The sequence below is a fragment of the Mycobacterium neumannii genome, assembly GCF_002245615.1.
Classification (GTDB): domain Bacteria; phylum Actinomycetota; class Actinomycetes; order Mycobacteriales; family Mycobacteriaceae; genus Mycobacterium; species Mycobacterium neumannii_A.
Genome location: NZ_NKCO01000004.1, coordinates 29267 through 45481 on the forward strand (window position 1 = coordinate 29267; position 16215 = coordinate 45481).

Annotated in this window: 17 protein-coding genes; 7 read left to right on the top strand and 10 right to left on the bottom strand. The window is 68.9% G+C overall.

Annotated elements, in window-relative coordinates; genetic code table 11:
- Window positions 1-32: 32 nt before the first annotated feature.
- Window positions 33-782 (top strand): ESX-1 secretion-associated protein, encoded by a 750-nt coding sequence (locus CEX88_RS06630; RefSeq protein WP_202931393.1) that lies wholly within the window; start codon window positions 33-35, stop codon window positions 780-782.
- Between the two features lie 3 nt (window positions 783-785).
- Here the strand turns inward: CEX88_RS06630 and CEX88_RS06635 are convergent, their stop codons facing one another.
- The 4 genes from CEX88_RS06635 to dapE form a co-directional block, all read right to left on the bottom strand.
- Window positions 786-1472, bottom strand: a complete 687-nt coding sequence (locus tag CEX88_RS06635; RefSeq protein WP_094292881.1) for a hypothetical protein — start codon at window positions 1470-1472, stop codon at window positions 786-788.
- 12 nt (window positions 1473-1484) lie between these two features.
- Window positions 1485-2603, bottom strand: a complete 1119-nt coding sequence (locus CEX88_RS06640) for a hypothetical protein (protein ID WP_094292882.1) — start codon at window positions 2601-2603, stop codon at window positions 1485-1487.
- 93 nt (window positions 2604-2696) lie between these two features.
- Entirely contained in the window at window positions 2697-4313 is a 1617-nt protein-coding gene (locus tag CEX88_RS06645) for an ABC-F family ATP-binding cassette domain-containing protein (RefSeq protein ID WP_094292883.1), read from the bottom strand.
- Between the two features lie 102 nt (window positions 4314-4415).
- On the bottom strand, window positions 4416-5480 hold the full coding sequence (gene dapE, locus CEX88_RS06650; protein WP_094292884.1) for a succinyl-diaminopimelate desuccinylase: 1065 nt from the start codon (window positions 5478-5480) through the stop codon (window positions 4416-4418).
- 24 nt (window positions 5481-5504) lie between these two features.
- Here dapE and dapD point away from each other — a divergent pair, with 24 nt between their 5' ends.
- The gene (gene dapD, locus CEX88_RS06655; RefSeq protein WP_094292885.1) at window positions 5505-6449 is read left to right on the top strand and encodes a 2,3,4,5-tetrahydropyridine-2,6-dicarboxylate N-succinyltransferase; all 945 of its coding nucleotides are present in this window, start codon (window positions 5505-5507) and stop codon (window positions 6447-6449) included.
- A gap of 124 nt (window positions 6450-6573) precedes the next feature.
- Here dapD and CEX88_RS06660 read toward each other — a convergent pair whose 3' ends face one another.
- The 3 genes from CEX88_RS06660 to CEX88_RS06670 form a co-directional block, all read right to left on the bottom strand.
- Complete coding sequence (locus CEX88_RS06660) at window positions 6574-7134, bottom strand: M15 family metallopeptidase (protein WP_094293089.1); 561 nt, start codon at window positions 7132-7134, stop codon at window positions 6574-6576.
- A 62-nt stretch (window positions 7135-7196) separates the two neighbouring features.
- Window positions 7197-7547, bottom strand: coding sequence for a VOC family protein (locus CEX88_RS06665; protein WP_094292886.1), 351 nt, complete (start codon window positions 7545-7547; stop codon window positions 7197-7199).
- A complete protein-coding gene (locus tag CEX88_RS06670; protein ID WP_094292887.1) occupies window positions 7544-8944 on the bottom strand; it encodes an acyl-CoA synthetase in 1401 nt (466 codons plus the stop codon). Before CEX88_RS06670 ends, CEX88_RS06665 begins: the two co-directional genes overlap by 4 nt.
- Before the next feature lie 93 nt (window positions 8945-9037).
- Here CEX88_RS06670 and CEX88_RS06675 point away from each other — a divergent pair, with 93 nt between their 5' ends.
- The 4 genes from CEX88_RS06675 (at window position 9038) to CEX88_RS06685 (ending at window position 10782) form a co-directional block, all read left to right on the top strand.
- Complete coding sequence (locus tag CEX88_RS06675) at window positions 9038-9523, top strand: NUDIX domain-containing protein (protein WP_420799200.1); 486 nt, start codon at window positions 9038-9040, stop codon at window positions 9521-9523.
- A 71-nt stretch (window positions 9524-9594) separates the two neighbouring features.
- Window positions 9595-9969, top strand: a complete 375-nt coding sequence (locus CEX88_RS06680) for a VOC family protein (RefSeq protein ID WP_094292889.1) — start codon at window positions 9595-9597, stop codon at window positions 9967-9969.
- Window positions 9970-10049: 80 nt separating this feature from the next.
- Window positions 10050-10187: a hypothetical protein gene (locus CEX88_RS26025; protein WP_202931394.1), complete on the top strand. Its 138-nt coding sequence runs from the start codon at window positions 10050-10052 to the stop codon at window positions 10185-10187.
- 58 nt (window positions 10188-10245) lie between these two features.
- On the top strand, window positions 10246-10782 hold the full coding sequence (locus CEX88_RS06685) for an Rv2253 family sensor-like surface protein (protein ID WP_202931395.1): 537 nt from the start codon (window positions 10246-10248) through the stop codon (window positions 10780-10782).
- On the opposite strand, the gene CEX88_RS06690 is transcribed toward CEX88_RS06685, so the two are convergent.
- The gene (locus CEX88_RS06690; RefSeq protein ID WP_094292890.1) at window positions 10779-11777 is read right to left on the bottom strand and encodes a proline dehydrogenase family protein; all 999 of its coding nucleotides are present in this window, start codon (window positions 11775-11777) and stop codon (window positions 10779-10781) included. The genes CEX88_RS06685 and CEX88_RS06690 overlap by 4 nt on opposite strands.
- A complete protein-coding gene (gene pruA / locus CEX88_RS06695) occupies window positions 11777-13411 on the bottom strand; it encodes an L-glutamate gamma-semialdehyde dehydrogenase (RefSeq protein WP_094293091.1) in 1635 nt (544 codons plus the stop codon). The genes CEX88_RS06690 and pruA overlap by 1 nt, the downstream gene beginning before the upstream one ends.
- A gap of 93 nt (window positions 13412-13504) precedes the next feature.
- On the opposite strand from pruA, the gene CEX88_RS06700 reads away from it, so the two are divergent.
- Window positions 13505-15088 (top strand): PucR family transcriptional regulator, encoded by a 1584-nt coding sequence (locus CEX88_RS06700; RefSeq protein ID WP_094292891.1) that lies wholly within the window; start codon window positions 13505-13507, stop codon window positions 15086-15088.
- On the opposite strand, the gene dapC is transcribed toward CEX88_RS06700, so the two are convergent.
- Window positions 15075-16208 carry a succinyldiaminopimelate transaminase gene (dapC, locus tag CEX88_RS06705; protein ID WP_094292892.1) on the bottom strand — a complete coding sequence of 378 codons (1134 nt, stop codon included), beginning with the start codon at window positions 16206-16208 and terminating at the stop codon, window positions 15075-15077. The two genes, CEX88_RS06700 and dapC, sit on opposite strands and share 14 nt — an antisense overlap.
- Between the last annotated feature and the right edge of the window lie 7 nt (window positions 16209-16215).

The following is a 16215-nucleotide window of genomic DNA, read 5'->3' on the forward strand; positions in this document are numbered from 1 at the left end:
CGGGTCTTGTCGCGGCCCTAGGCTTGACTGTCATGAGCCAGTTGTTCGCGCAGACAAACGGGTTGCGGTCCTCCGCCTCGATCCACGACCGCGTCGCGACGGACCTGTCGCACGTGCTCGCCGGCGCACCGGAGGCAACCGGCGTGCAGAACAGCCACGGCCAGATCGCGGCCGGAGTGGGCGCCGCGCTGTCGAGCGCGCTCGACGCTCGGCTTGGCACCGTGCACTCCACCGCCGACGCGGGTGCGACGATCTCCGACCTGCTACAGAAGGCCGCCCAGATGTACGAGCAGGGCGACCACGAAGGAGCCGAGAAGTTGCGTGCGGCCGCCGAAGCGCTTGACGGTCAACGGGATACGCAAGCGCACGAGAGCGCACCGGCAACAGGGAGTGCCCTGGGCTCCCCCGCGAACGGCGCGGCAGGTCCGCCCGGCGCCGATCAGATGGTCGGCCAGATGCTCGGGCAGGTCGGGCAGCTGGTCGGGTCGATGACGGCGCCACTGCTGGGTCTTGCCCAGGGGCTGCAACAGGTTCCGCAGATGATCGCGCAAGGTGTACAGCAGGCCGCGCGAGGCGAAGAGACACCTGAGCGCGACGACAGTCGCGTCGACGACAAGGGCACCGGCAAACGCTCCGACGAGGAACCATCCGAGCCGACGCGCCGCGTGGAACCGGAATACCAAGCTGCACCGAGCGATTCGGCGGTAGTGGGTCGTGCACCGGAGGCGCCGGTCGCCGCGGAGGTCCCGCGACCCGCACAGACGCGTCCCCAGGTGGGTTAACCGCTACAGGTTGCGGGCGACGTCGTCCCCAGACTTCGGAGGGGTGACGGGGGCAGCGCCCGCACCCGATTCACTGCCCTGTGGTCCGGCGGCGCCGTCCCACGGGCGGTCGTCGGCGCGGTGCAACGGCCGGTGGTCCTCACGATCGTCGAATTCACCGGTCTGCAGCCCGGCGTCGTCGCGAGGCTGCTGCGCCGGTGCGCCGGCACCCGGGCCCTGCGCCGTCGGCCCGCCCGTCGCGGCGGCACCACCGCTCGGTAGCGCACCTCCGCCGGTTGCCGACGAGCCGCCCGGCGACTGGGCGCCTTGCATGGCCTGCTGCATGAGGGAGCCGAACATTCCGGTCTGCCCACCGAGGGCCTGAGCAGGCGCCCCCGCCATCTGCCCCATCTGACCGGCCTGCTGCCCCACCTGGCCGAGCATCCCGACGATCTGGCCGACCGACTGAGAGCCCGCGTCGTCGGAGTTCTCGTAGGCGGCCTGCGCGGCGCCCACTTTGCCCGAGAAGGTGTTCTCCTTGGCCGACAGCGCGGCGACGTTGGTGGTCAGCTGCGCGGCCAGGGTCGGCAGTACCGCCGAAATGGTGGCGCTCATCGCGTCTTGTCCCGCCGGAATCATCGGTATCTCGGGCAGTTCGACCGCCGCCGCGTTCCAGCTGATGCCGTCGGGCTTTTTCAGTGGGCTACCCATGTGCGCTCCTCGTCACCAGTCGTCATCGTCGTCGTCGTCGAGATCGTGCTCCAGCGGCGCGGGCACGGCCAATCCCGGTGCGGTGCCCCCGCTGACGCCGCGCTGACCCATCATCGGGGCCATCCCGCCCATACCGCCGCCCGCGGCCATCGGGGCCGCCCCGCCGACCGCGGCGGCCCCCGCGGTCGCGCCCTCGGGCGCGGGCGTGGTGCTGACCGCCTTGCTGCCGACGAGGTTGGCCATCTGCGGGGTTTGCAGTGGCGCACCGCCGGAGCCCGGCAGCGACGCCGCCCGGACCATGCCGGAGCCGCCACCGGCGCCCGAGCCGCCGGCGAGCGGATGGTTGGAGAACGACGAGAAGGGCAGCCCTGCGGCGGCGAGGGAGTCGGCCTTTCCGCCCTGGCCGAACATCGACGTCAGCTGTTGCAGCGGCTGCGAGAGCTGCTGGCCCAGCTGCTGTGGCACCTGCATCAGCGTCTGGCCGATCTGCATCGGCAGCTGCGCGGCCATGGCTCCCATCTGGCCGACCATCTGCATCGCCTGCTGTGAACCGTCACCGGCCTGCTTCGCCGCTTCCTCCCCGCTGTCCTGCGCCTCCTTGGCTCCGGGCACGGGTGGGACGCCGAAAAGCGGGATGCTCGGCGGTACGCCGAGGGTGTTGGCGAGTTCGGTGGTGCTGGCGGTGATGTTGGCGATGTTCTGCGACAGCCCCATCTTGATCCGGCTCTGCACCAGCTCCTGGGTGTTGCTGAACGGCATCGCCGAGAGGGCTTCACACTCATGCTGGACCTCTTGGGCGATCGTGTTCGCCAGCATCTTCGTCTTCACGACCGTGGCCTCCATCGCGCGCAACTTCGCCGCGATCGCGGCCGCCTGCGCCGCGTTGGCCTCGTGCCCGCCGATGATGCTGGTGGCCTCCCCCGCGGCGGCGAGCGCGCCCGCACCCTCCCACGAATCGGACAACTGCATCAGCTGACCCTGCTGTTCGGGCACGACGTTGCCGCTGATCTTGGACGCCAACGCCTCGTACGACGCCGCCGCTGCGGCCAACGTCTCCTCGTCGACGTTCGGCCAGCCCGGGCCGGTCACGGTCTGACCACCGTACGGGCTGGAATCGGGCGCGATGCCCATGGCGCGACCCCCTTGACGACACGCTACGGGTCTCAAACTTACCGTGCCCCGGATAGCTGCCCGTGCGCCGATTTCATGCGGCGTGACGTCCGATCAGGGCATCCACTGCTCCTCGAGACGGCCGCCGGATAGCCGGAGCCACCGCTGCACGCCGATGTCGGCGAGGAAGGGCTCGTCGTGGCTGACGACGACGAACGCGCCCCGGTACGCGTTCAGCGCAGCCTGAAGCTGCCCGACGCTGACGAGGTCGAGGTTGTTGGTGGGCTCGTCGAGCAGGAGCAACTCGGGCGCCGGTTCGGCGAACAACACGCAAGCGAGTGTCGCCCGCAACCGCTCACCGCCGGACAGCGCGCCCACCGGCACATGGATCCGGTCGCCTCGGAAGAGGAACTGCGCCAGAAGGTGCATGCGACGGGTGTGAGAAAGGCTCGGCGCATAGGCGGTGAGGCTCTCGGCGACGGTGAGCTGCGGATCGAGCAGGTCGAGCCGCTGCGACAGATACGCCACGCGGGCACCACTGCGCTGTACCGAACCGGAGTCCGGTGTCAGGTCCCCGCCGACGATGCGCAGCAGCGTCGACTTGCCCACCCCGTTGCGCCCGGTCAGCGCGATGCGCTCGGGCCCGCGCACCGACAGGTCGACGTCGTCGAGAAGCAGCCGCTCACCGGCCGAGAAGTGCAACCCCTTGGCGGTGAGCACATCCCGGCCGGCGGGTACGTCGGTGCCGGGCAGGTCCAGTATGAGCGCGTCGTCGTTCCTGATCGCCCGCTCGGCGTCACCCAGGCGAGCCCCGGCATCGTCGACCCGCGCGGCGTGCACGCCGTCGATGCGGCCCGCGGTCTCCTGGGCTCGCCGCTTCCGCGCTCCTGCAACGATTTTCGGTAACCCGGCGTGGCTGAGATTGCGCGCCGCGGTGCCCGCTCGCCGCGCCGCACGCTCGCGCGCCTGCTGCATCTCGCGCTTCTCGCGCTTGAGCAGCTGGTGAGCGCTGCGGACGTTGTTCTCGGCGACGCGCTGCTCATGGCTCACCGCCTCCGTGTACAGCGTGAAATTGCCACCGTAGGAGCGGATCTCACCGTGGTGCAGTTCGGCGATCCGGTCCATGCGGTCGAGCAGCAGCCGATCGTGGCTGACCACCAGCAGGCAGCCCGTGAAGTCGTCGAGCGCGTCGTAGAGTCGGTGGCGCGCGTCGATGTCGAGGTTGTTCGTCGGTTCGTCGAGCAGCAACACGTCGGGCCGGTTCAGCAGTTGCCCGGCGATGCCGATGCTGATGATCTCGCCGCCCGACAGCGTGTCGAGTCGACGGTCGAGCGCGATGTGGCTCAGTGCGAGCCGATCCAGCTGCGCCCGCGCGCGCTCCTCGACATCCCAGTCGTCGCCGATCGTGGTGAAGACGTCGGCACCGGGGTTCCCGTCGGCCAGCGCGTCGAGCGCTGCGATGACGGATGCGACGCCGAGCAGTTCTGCGACGGTGTGATGTGCGATGTAGGGCAGCGTCTGCGGCAGATACCCGAGCGTGCCGTCGACGGTGACCGAACCCGACGTCGGCGACAGCTCACCGGCGATCAGCTTGAGCAGCGCGCTCTTTCCGGCGCCGTTGGGGGCGACCAGACCGGTCCGGCCCTCGCCGACGGAAAAGGACAGCTCGTCGAACAGCGGTGTGTCGTCGGGCCATACAAAAGACAATTGGGAACAGACGATAGAAGACATGTGAGTGATCGCTTCGTGTCTCGCACGGAAAAGGGGGACGGTCGGATCCGGGCGGCACCCGGAGACGTCGTCAACTCACATGCGTTCAGGGTAGACGCGCGGTCAAGTGGTTAAATACCGGCGCAACACGTGGGTCGCGGCGGTGATCTTCGCGACCTCGACGCGCTCGTCGACACGGTGGGCGAGGTTCGGATCACCGGGGCCGTAGTTGACCGCGGGAACCCCGAGGGCGGCGAATCGCGACACGTCGGTCCATCCGTACTTGGCCCGGACCTGTCCGCCTGCGGCAGCCACCAGCGCGGCCGCAGCCGGCTTGGTCAGCCCGGGCAGCGCACCGGCCGCCGAGTCGGTGAGTTCGATCTCGACGTCGAGACCGTCGAACACCTCGCGCACGTGGCGCAGCGCCTCGTCCACATTGCGGTCGGGCGCGAACCGGAAGTTCACCGACACCGAGGCCGCATCGGGGATGACGTTGCCGGCGATACCGCCGTCGATGCGCACCGCGGACAGGCCTTCGCGGTAGGTGCAGCCGTCGATCTCCACGCTGCGGGCCTGATACGACGACAGCCGGTCGAGTACGGATCCGAGTTTGTGAATCGCATTATCGCCCAACCACGACCGCGCCGAGTGCGCGCGGGTACCGCTCGCGCTGATCACGACGCGCAGCGTGCCCTGGCAGCCGGCCTCGATGTAGCCGTCGGAGGGTTCGCCGAGGATCGCGACGTCGGCCCGCAGCCAGTCGGGCAGCTCGGATTGGATGCGGTTCAGTCCGTTGGCCGACGCCTCGATCTCCTCGCAGTCGTACATGACCAGCGTGATGTCGTGCGTCGGCTCGACGATGGTGGCGGCCAGGTGCAGGAAAACCGCGTCGCCCGATTTCATGTCCGAGGTGCCGCAGCCGTGCAGTTCCCCGTCGACGAGCCGGCTAGGTAGGTTGTCAGCGACGGGCACGGTGTCGAGGTGGCCGGCGAGCAGCACCCGCGACGGCAGCCCCAGGTTCGTGCGGGCCAGCACGGCGTCGGCGTTGCGGATCACCTCGAGGGAGGTCTGTTCGCGCAGCGCGGTCTCGACTTCGTCGGCGATGCGCCTCTCGTGGCGCGACTCGCTGGGAATGTCCACCAGCGCGGCGGTCAGCGCGATCGGATCACCGTGCAAATCGAGGCCCACACGGCTGACGTTAGTCTCTACTGCGTGACTTCTGCTGCAGGCATAGGACTGGCGACGATCGCCGCCGACGGATCTGTCCTCGACACATGGTTCCCGGCACCCGAACTCGGAGCAGACGGCCCGTCGGGCACGGTTCGGCTGTCGGTGGCCGAGGTGCCCGAAGAGTTGGGCGCGCTGACCGGGCGCGATGAGGATCGCGGTGTCGACATCGTGGCGGTCCGGACGGTGATCTCGTCGCTGGAGGACAAGGCCGCCGACGCCTATGACGGCTATCTGCGGCTGCATCTGCTCTCGCACCGGCTTGTCGCGCCGCACGGCTTGAACGCCGACGGCCTATTCGGCGTGCTGACCAACGTCGTGTGGACCAATCACGGGCCGTGCGCGGTTGCCGGATTCGAGACGGTTCGGGCGCGCCTGCGTGCGCGCGGGCCGGTGGCGGTCTACGGCGTCGACAAGTTCCCGCGGATGGTCGACTATGTGCTGCCGACCGGCGTGCGGATCGCCGACGCGGATCGTGTCCGACTCGGTGCGCACCTGGCCGAGGGCACGACCGTCATGCATGAAGGTTTCGTCAACTTCAACGCGGGCACGCTGGGCAGTTCGATGGTCGAGGGCCGCATATCGGCCGGTGTGGTCGTCGACGACGGGACGGATCTCGGCGGCGGCGCGTCGATCATGGGGACGCTGTCGGGTGGCGGCAAGGAAGTGATCTCGGTGGGCAAGCGGTGTCTGCTGGGCGCCAATGCCGGGATCGGAATCTCGCTGGGCGACGACTGCGTGGTCGAGGCCGGTCTGTACGTCACGGCCGGCACGAAGGTGCAGACCGCCGACGGTCAGACCGTCAAGGCGCGCGAGCTGTCCGGCGCCAACAACCTTCTGTTCCGGCGTAATTCGCTCTCAGGCGCCGTCGAGGTGGTCAACCGCGACGGCACCGGTATCACGCTGAACGAAGCGCTCCACCAGAACTGAGGTTGAGCACCTTTTATGTTATGTTGCGCGAGCGTCCGTGTTTGTACCGCAACACGCCGGTGCGGACGGTCATTCGCGGTCGCTCGCAGCGTGACGAGCGCCCCCTCGATGTCGCGGTGAGCGCTCAGTCCGCCGCGGCGTTCGGCTTGAGCGGCGGACAGCGCCCGTCGACGACGGCCAACTCGAAGTGCCAGATCTCGTTGGCGTAGATCTGACACAGGCCGAAGCGGCGGCCGTTGGCGATCAGCCACTTGTCCGCCTCGACGGGCCCGATGTCGACGGCTTCGCCGGTCACGTGCTTCGACCTCTCCGGTGAGGCGACGAATTCCCGTGCCGCTTGGACACTTCCGTACCGGACGACGCCGTCGTCGAAGAGCCGCTCCTGAAACCCCTTCGATCGCCAGCCGGACGTGATGCGCATCGTTATGCCGTCGTCTTCGGCGTCGCGCGCCGCCTTCTGCACCGCCTCGCGCAACCCGGGATCGAGCCACTTCACGATCGGGTCCTCGGTGTCGAACGGGCTGACCGTCCGGCCGTCGGGCAGCCAACCGCCGACGGTGTCCTGCGCGGCCGGCCCGATGCGCAGCGGCTCCTGGCCGACGGCGGGTGCCGGGGGTGGCGGCGGCGGAGGTGTGCCACATGCGGCGATTGCGCACACTGACGCCGCCGCGAGCGTGCGCAAGATGCTGAGATTTCGCGGCGTGTCGTATACAGACGCGCACGCTCGCGCCAATAGGGACGGCGCGGTCAATCTTCGGCGGCCAGGATGCAGAATTCGTTGCCCTCCGGATCGGCCAACACGACCCAGCTTTCGTCGCCCTGGCCGATGTCGACGTGGCGCGCGCCGAGGCCGACCACCCGCTCGACTTCGGCCTGCTGATCGTCAGGCCGGAAGTCGAAGTGGATGCGATTCTTGGCGACCTTGTCATCGGGCACCGCGAGAAACAGCCAGTCGGGGCCGGCGCCGGGCGGTGCGTGCAGCACGACGTCACCGTCGTCGTCGACGTCGTGGGGCCAGCCCAGCACCTGCGACCACCACCGGCCCAACGCCGAGGCGTCGTGGGCGTCGATGCAGATCTCGTCGAACTTCAGCGTCACCGTGCCAGCTCCTTCTTGAGCACTTTGCCCATCGCGTTGCGCGGCAGCGAGTCCACCAGCCGCACCTCACGCGGTCGCTTGTGTATCGAGAGCTGTTGGGCTACATACTCGATCAGCTCGTCGGGGGTGGCGTCACCGACGACGAACGCGACGATGCGCTGGCCGAGGTCCTCGTCGGGCACACCGACGACCGCCACTTCTTGCACACCGGGATGTCCGAGCAGTGCAGCCTCGATCTCGCCGGCACCCACCCGGAAACCTCCGGTCTTGATCAGGTCGACGGATTCGCGTCCGACGATCCGGTGCATACCGTCGGCGTCGATCACCGCGACGTCGCCCGTGCGATACCAGCCGTCGGGGTCGAGCACCTCGGCGGTCGCATCGGGGCGGTTGAGGTAGCCGTCGAACAACGTCGCGCCCCGAACATGAAGCTGCCCAATGGTTTCCCCGTCGTGCGGCACCGCGTCGCCGTGCTCGTCGACCAGGCGGGTCTCGATACCGGTCAGCGGCAGGCCTACCCAGCCGGGTCTGCGCTCACCGTCGGCGCGGGTGCTGATCGTGATCAGCGACTCCGTCGATCCGTAGCGTTCGATGGGCGGGTGCCCTGTCCTTTCGACCAACTTGTCGAACACCGGCACCGGCAGCGGGGCGCTGCCCGAGACCAGCAGCCGCGCCGACGCCAGAGCCGCTGCCGCGTCCGCGTCGTCGGCCACCCGCGACCACACCGTCGGCACCCCGAAGTACAACGTCCCACCTGCCGCCGCATAGTTCGGCGGACTCGGTTTCCCGGTGTGCACGAACCGGTTTCCGATGCGCAGCGATCCGAGCAGCCCGAGGATCAACCCGTGCACGTGATACAGCGGCAAGCCGTGCACCAGGATGTCGTCGGGCGTCCACTGCCACGCTTCGGCGAGCGCGTCGATGTCGGCGGCGATCGCGCGGCGGCTGACGACGACACCCTTGGGCGGGCCGGTCGTGCCGGACGTGTAGACGATCAACGCGGGCGACTCGGCGGACGGTTCGGCGTAACGGTGCCACGAGCGCGCGTGCAGTCGCACCGGCACGTGCTGCAGACCCTCGGTCTCCGCAGGCTTCTCCCCCAGCCACGCCTGCGCGCCCGAGTCGCCCAGAATGTGTCTGCGCTCGGCGGCGCCGACGTCGGCGGGCACCGGGACGACCGGCACACCGGCGATCAGGCAGCCGGTCACCGCCAAAACGGTCTCCACGGTCGGGGTGGCCAGTACCGCGACCCGCTGCGCACGCGCGACGCGTTCGGCCACCGACGTCGCGGCGCCCACCAGATCACTGCGCGACAACTGCGCCCCGCCGATGCGGACCGCGTCCCCGATGTCGGCGCCACCCGCGATCGCGGCGGGGTTGAGCGAAGCCAGCAGCATAAGCAGCGAGGTTACCCATATCGGCTCGGCGATACTGGGCGCGTGACTCACATTGAGCGGCTGGCATCGCGCGAGGTCTACCGGAACAACTGGATGGTGCTGCGCGAGGACGACATCCGCCGACCCGACGGCAGCGACGGCATCTACGCGGTCGTGGACAAGCCGACCTATGCGTTGGTGATCGCGCGGGATGGCGACAGGTTCCGGCTCGTCGAGCAGTTCCGCTATCCGCTGGGTCTCCGGCGCTGGGAGTTTCCGCAGGGCACCGCGCCGGACCAGAAGGACCTCGCGCCCGCCGACCTCGCGGCGCGCGAACTGCGTGAGGAGACGGGTCTGCGCGCGGGGGATTTGGTGCGCCTGGGACTGCTCGACGTGGCGCCCGGAATGAGCAGCCAGCGCGGCTGGGTGTTCCTGGCGACCGGCATCACCGAGGGCGAGCACGACCGCGAGCACGAGGAACAGGACATGCACAGCGAATGGTTCACCCGTGCCGAGATCGAGCAGATGATGCGCGACGGGGTGATCACCGATGCGCAGTCGATCGCGGCGTGGGCCCTGCTGGTGCTGTCGGGGCGCTGACGGATGCGATGAGTTTGGTCGCGGTGCCGAGTCTTCACAGTGACGCAGAAAAGCGACCACAGGAGACTGACATGGCGACTTCAGACACCATGCCGATCGGCATGTATTCGTTCGACTGCCGCGACGCCGCCGCGCTGGCGCGCTTCTGGTCCAGGGTGCTCAACCGGCCGGTCGACGAGCACGCGACCGCGGAGTTCGCGACCGTCGGCCTCGACGACGGCGGGGTGACCTGGATGTTCCAGGGCCGCCCGGCCGCGGACCTGCCCGCCGGACAGAATCGGCTGATGATCGACTTCAACGGCGGACCCGCGTGGTCGGAGCACGCCGACCGAGTCGAATCGTTGGGCGCAGTGCGCGTCGGTGATCACCAGGAGGACGGTCTGTACTGGGTCGTCTTCCGCGATCCCGAAGACAACACGTTTCGCATCTTCGCGCCTCGGCCGTAACCGGCCCGTCGACACCCACTTCGAACCGTGAGCCGCCCTGCTTCGTGTACCAAGTAGGAGCGATCGGAGGAGGTGACACGATGACCGCGATCTACGGGATGATGGCGATGATGCCGCTGGTGTTCGGCGGCGCCGGCTACTTCCTCGTGTCCTCCGCCGGCTGCGGCGAGGGCCCCCGACCACCGGCACATCGAGACCAATCCGTGACGGTGTCGTAGCCTTCGGCAAACCGTGTCGCGAGGGGTTGGCGGACGTCGGCTCAGTAGTGTTCACGATATGTCCGCCCGTGCCCTGACCAGTGCGCTGTTGGGGCTGACATGTGCTGCGGCCGCGAGTGTTTCGCTGCTGCCGACGGCCGCCGCAGCGAATCCGGCGTGGAACGGGCGCTACGAGATCGTCACCTACGCGTCGGACAAGATGGGCACCAGCATCGCCGCCGCTCAACCCGAACCCGATTTCAGTGCGCAGTACGTGCTGGCGACCGACTGCTCGGCGGGGCTGTGTGTCGCCACCGTCGTGTCGGGTCCCGCGCCGAGCAATCCCACCATCCCGCAACCGGTCCGCTACACCTGGGATGGGGCGCGCTGGCAGTACGCCTACAACTGGCAGTGGGAGTGCTTCCGCGGCGACGGGGTTCCCAGCGAGTACGCACCGGCGCGGTCGCGCGTGTTCTACGCCCCCGACATCGACGGACAGCTGTTCGGGACCTGGCAGACCGAAATCCTGAGCGGAGCATGCCGCGGGACGGTTGTGATGCCTGTCGCCGCGCGCCCCGTCAGCTCACCCGGCATTCCCGTCGGCGTGGCACTCTAAGCGCCGCGGCGTTCGGCCAGCGCCCGCAGAAAGAACATCAGGTTGGCGGGCCGCTCTGCGAGCCTGCGCACGAAGTACCCGTACCACTGAGCGCCGAACGGCACGTACACCCGCACATGGTTGCCCGCATCGGCCAGCCTGCGCTGCTCGGCATCGCGGATGCCGTACAGCATCTGGTACTCGAAACCGTCTCGGCCGCGGTTGTTCTCGGCGGCCAGCGCGGGTACCGCCGCGATGACGGCCGGGTCGTGCGAGGCCACCATCGGGTAACAGTTTCCTGCCATCAGCACCCGAAGGCAGCTCAGGTAGGAGTCGGTGACGTCGTCGCGGTCGCGGTAGGCCACCGACTCCGGTTCGTCGTAGGCACCTTTGCACAATCGGATTCGCGCAGCCGCCGATGAGCGCTTGCGCGAAGAGAATGCAGCAGGGCCGGCGAGTTCCCGGCAGTCGGCATGCGTGCGCTTGAGATACGCCTGTAGAGCCGTTCCCAGCCAGCCGAACTCGGTGCGCAGATCGCGCACGATCGACAGGGTCGAATCGGTGGTGGTGTGGTCTTCGGCATCCACCGTCACCCACACCCCGATGCGCTGTGCCCGTTCGCAGATGGTGTGGGCGTTCTCCAGCGCGATCTTCTCGCCGTCGCGTGCCAATGCCTGCCCCAACGCAGACAACTTCAACGAGACCTCGAGTGGCCGCACTTCGGCCGGTCCCTCTTCACGCCGCGCGAGACCGTCCAGCAGCGTCAGATACGCGTGCACGTTCTCGGTCGCGGTGTCCGCGTCGGTCACGTCCTCGCCGAGGTGGTCGATCGACACGAGGCGACCCGAATCACGCAACCGGACAACGGCGTCGAGCGCATCGTCCGCCGTCTCCCCCGGCACGAACCGGTGCACGACATCACGTGTGAGTGGAAGCCGCTCGGCGGTTCTTCGCAGGGAGTCCCGCCGGCCGGCGGCCATGATCGCCGGCCGCGCAACGCGTTGGAAGAATCCCATCACTGCTCCATGTGCGGATAGTTGTGGTCGGTCGGCGGGACGAGGGTCTCCTTGATCGAGCGCGCCGATGTCCACCGCAGCAGGTTCAGCGCCGAACCCGCCTTGTCGTTGGTGCCCGATGCCCGCGACCCGCCGAAGGGCTGTTGTCCGACGACTGCACCGGTCGGCTTGTCGTTGATGTAGAAGTTGCCTGCCGCATGGCGCAGTCGCCGTTCGGCCGCCAGCACCGCCGAGCGGTCGTCGGCGATCACCGCACCGGTCAGCGCGTACTTCGCCCCGGTGTCGACGACGTCGAGGATGCGGTCGTATCCGTCGTCGGGGTAGACGTGAACCGCCAGGATCGGCCCGAAATACTCGGTGTGAAACGATTCGTCGGACGGGTCGTCGGACAACAGCACGGTCGGTCGGACGAAATAGCCTTCTGTGTCGTCGTATTCGCCGCCGACGGCGATGGTCACGTGGGCGGTCTTCGCGCGCTCGATCGCCTTGACGTTCTTGGTGAACGCCCGTGCGTCGATCAGCGCACCGCCGAAGTTGGTCAGGTCGGTCACGTCGCCGTAGCGCAGTTCCTCTGTCGCCGAGAGGAAGTCGTCGCCCATCTGCTGCCACACCGAGCGCGCGATGAACGCCCGCGACGCCGCCGAGCACTTCTGGCCCTGATAATCGAACGCGCCGCGGATCAGCGCCGTGCGCAGCACGTCGGGCTGCGCGCTGGCATGGGCGACGATGAAGTCCTTGCCACCCGTCTCGCCCACCAGGCGCGGGTAGCCGTGGTAGCGGTCGATGTTGTTGCCCACCTCGCGCCACAGATGCTGGAACGTCGTGGTCGACCCGGTGAAGTGGATGCCTGCCAGCCGCGGATCCGACAGCGTCACCTCGGAAACCGCCACGCCGTCCCCGGTGAGCAGGTTGATGACGCCGGGCGGCAGACCGGCCTGCTCCAGCAACTGCATCGTGAGATAGGCGGCGAACGTCTGGGTGGGCGACGGCTTCCAGATCACGGTGTTGCCCATCAGCGCAGGCGCCGTGGGCAGGTTGCCCGCGATCGCGGTGAAGTTGAACGGCGTGATCGCGTAGATGAACCCGTCGAGCGGTCGGTAGTCGGTGCGGTTCCAGACCCCGCGCACGCTGATCGGTTGTTGCTCGAGGATCTTTCGGGCGAACGAGACGTTGAACCGCCAGAAGTCGATGAGCTCGCAGGCCGCGTCGATCTCGGCTTGATACGCCGACTTGGACTGCCCGAGCATGGTGGCGGCGCAGAGTTTTTCGCGCCACGGGCCTGCGAGGAGGTCAGCCGCCCGCAGAAACACCGCGGCCCGGTCGTCGAACGGAGTGGCCTCCCACTGCGCTTTGGCGACCATGGCGGCCTCGATGGCCGCGGCCGCGTCGGCGTGAGTGGCGTTGGTGAGGGTGCCCAGCCGCCCGGAAGGGTCGGTGTGACGGTGTGGCTGCACCACGTCGATGCGGTCGCCGTCACCCATCCGGTGTTGGCCGCCGATGACGTGCGGCAGGTCCACGGGGTGGGCGGCGACGGAGGTCAGCGCCTCGATGAGCCGGGCGCGTTCACCCGAGCCCGGCGCGTAATCGTGGACCGGCTCGTTCGCCGGAGGGGGAACGTCGGTGATGGCATCCATGACGAAATGATGCTCGGCCACGACACCCGATCCGATGGCCGATCCGACAACGCCACCGACGATCTATAGTCGGATCAGACAAAGGGGCGTGCGATGGAGCCACGAACCGCCGGTCTCGGCCTCGGCCGACTGCTGCTGGCGCTGGACCGGACCATGGTGACGCTGGTCGAGGCGCCGCGCGGCCTGGACATGCCCGTCGCATCGGTCGCCCTGGTCGACGCCGACGATGTCCGGCTGGGTCTGGCCGTCGGACCCGGCTCAGCGGACCTGTTCTTTCTGCTCGGTGTCGACGACGTGGACGCGGTGCGCTGGCTCGAGCGGCAGTTCGCAGGCACCGGCCGGGTGCCCGCCGCGATCTTCGTCAAGGAACCGTGTCCTGCCGCGGTCGAGCAGGCCGTCGCGCTGGGCACCGCGGTGGTGGCCGTCGAACCGCAGGCCCGCTGGGAGTCGCTGTACAAACTGGTGAACCACGCGTTCGAACATCACGGCGACCATGGCGATCCGCACCACGCTCCGGGCACCGACCTGTTCGGCTTGGCCCAGTCGATGGCAGATCGCACACGCGGCATGATCAGCATCGAGGACGAGAATTCCCACGTGCTGGCGTATTCGGCGTCCAGCGACGAGGCCGACGAGCTACGCCGGCTGACCATCCTCGGCCGCGCCGGCCCGCCCGAGCACCTGGCCTGGCTCGCGCAGTGGGGCATCTTCGACGCCCTGCGTTCGAGCACCGACGTTGTGCGCGTCGCCGAACGACCGGAGTTGGGGCTGCGACCGCGCCTGGCGGTCGGCATCCACGTTCCCGCTGCGAAAGCCGGCCGGTTGGCCGGAACCATTTGGCTGCAACAGGGTTCGGCACCACTGGCCGACGATGTCGAGGAGGTGCTGCGCGGCGGCGCCGTCCTTGCGGCACGAATTCTGTCGCGGCTGTCGGCCTCGCCGTCCACACACACCAGACAGGTGCAGGAACTGCTCGGCCTGTCCGGTGACGCCGTCGATGTCGCAGCCGTCGCACGGGAACTCGGCGTCTCCGTCGAGGGCCGAGGTGCGCTCGTCGGGTTCGTCGATCCCGAGGGCACCACACCGGCGAGTGTGATCGCCCTGAGCGCCAGCGCCTTTCGGCCCGATGCGCAGATCGCGTCGAGCGGTGGGCGGGTCTATGTGCTGCTTCCGAAGATCGGTGCGCCGTCATCGGTGATGTCGTGGGCGCGCGGTGCGGTCGCGACGCTCGACCGCGAACTGGGGCTCTCGCTGCGGGCGGTCGTCGCCGCCCCGCTTGCCGGACTGGCGGCCGCCGCGAACGCGCGCGCCGAGGTGGACCGGGTCTTCGACAGCGCACAGCGTCACCCCGGCGCGATCGGCCACGTCGCGTCGCTCGACGACGCGCGTACCACCGTGCTGCTCGACGAGATCGTGTCGCGGGTCGGTCAGCGGCTCGTCGACCCGCGGATACATCAACTGCGAGAACAGGATCCGGTGCTCGCCGAAACGCTCGGGGCCTACCTCGACGCCTTCGGTGACATCACCGCGGTCGCTCAGCGACTACACGTGCATCCGAACACGGTGCGCTACCGGATCCGTCGCATCGAGAAGTTGTTGTCGACGTCGCTGAACGATCCCGACGACCGGCTGGTGCTCGCGCTCGGTTTACGAGCGACGGAATCTAATCGGCCGTGAGGCGCTGTGCGGCCGCCGATATCCGCTCGTCGGTCGCGGTCAACGCGATCCGCACGTGTTTGGTCCCGCGGGCGCCGTAGAACTCGCCGGGTGCGACGAGGATGCCGCGCTGCGCAAGCCAGGCGGCGGTGTCACGGCAGGGCTCTCCGCGCGTCGCCCACAGATACAACCCGGCCTCGGAGTCTTCGACGGTCAACCCGGCCGCGCGCACGGCGGGAAGCAGGATCTCGCGCCGTTTCTCGTAGCGGGCGCGCTGCTCGCGTTCGTGCTCGTCGTCGTCGAGACCGGCGACCATCGCGCCCTGCACCGGCGTCGGCACCATCATTCCGGCGTGCTTGCGAACCGCCAGCAGCTCGGCGACGACGCTCGGGTCTCCCGCGACGAAACCGGCCCGGTACCCGGCCAGCGACGACGTCTTGGACAGCGAATGCACGGCCAGCAGCCCGGTATGGTCCCCGTCGCAGACCGACGGATGCAGCACCGACAGCGGTTGGGCGTCCCAGCCCAGCCCGAGGTAGCACTCGTCGGAGGCGACAAGGACACCGCGCTCGCGCGCCCAGTCGACCACCTTGCGCAGGTGGTCGACGCCGAACACCTTGCCCGTCGGGTTGCTCGGCGAGTTCAGGTACACCAGGGCGGGAGTCTGCGGACCGAGTTGTGTCAGCGAATCGGCCCGCACGATCCGCGCGCCCGCCAGCCGCGCGCCGACGTCGTACGTCGGGTACGCCAGCTCGGGCGCGACCACAGCGTCGTCGGGACCCAGCCCCAACAGCGTCGGCAACCAGGCGATCAGCTCTTTGGTGCCGATCACCGGCAGCACGGCGTCGGGCGACAGGCCCGTGATGCCGTAGCGCCGCGCCAGCGCGTTCACCGCCGCTTCTCGCAAGGCGGGGGTGCCTGCGGTGGTCGGGTAGCCGGGCGCGGCGCTGGCCGCCGTCAGCGCCTCGCGGATGACGGGTGCCACCGGGTCCACCGGGGTGCCCACGGACAGGTCGACGATGCCGTCGGGGTGCGCACGAGCCAGCGCGGTCACGTCGGCCAGGGTGTCCCAGGGAAACGCCGGCAGCGACGCGCTACGGGGCTGTCGCGCCGCTCGGCTGCGCTGCGCGGGCGGCGGCATACTGCGC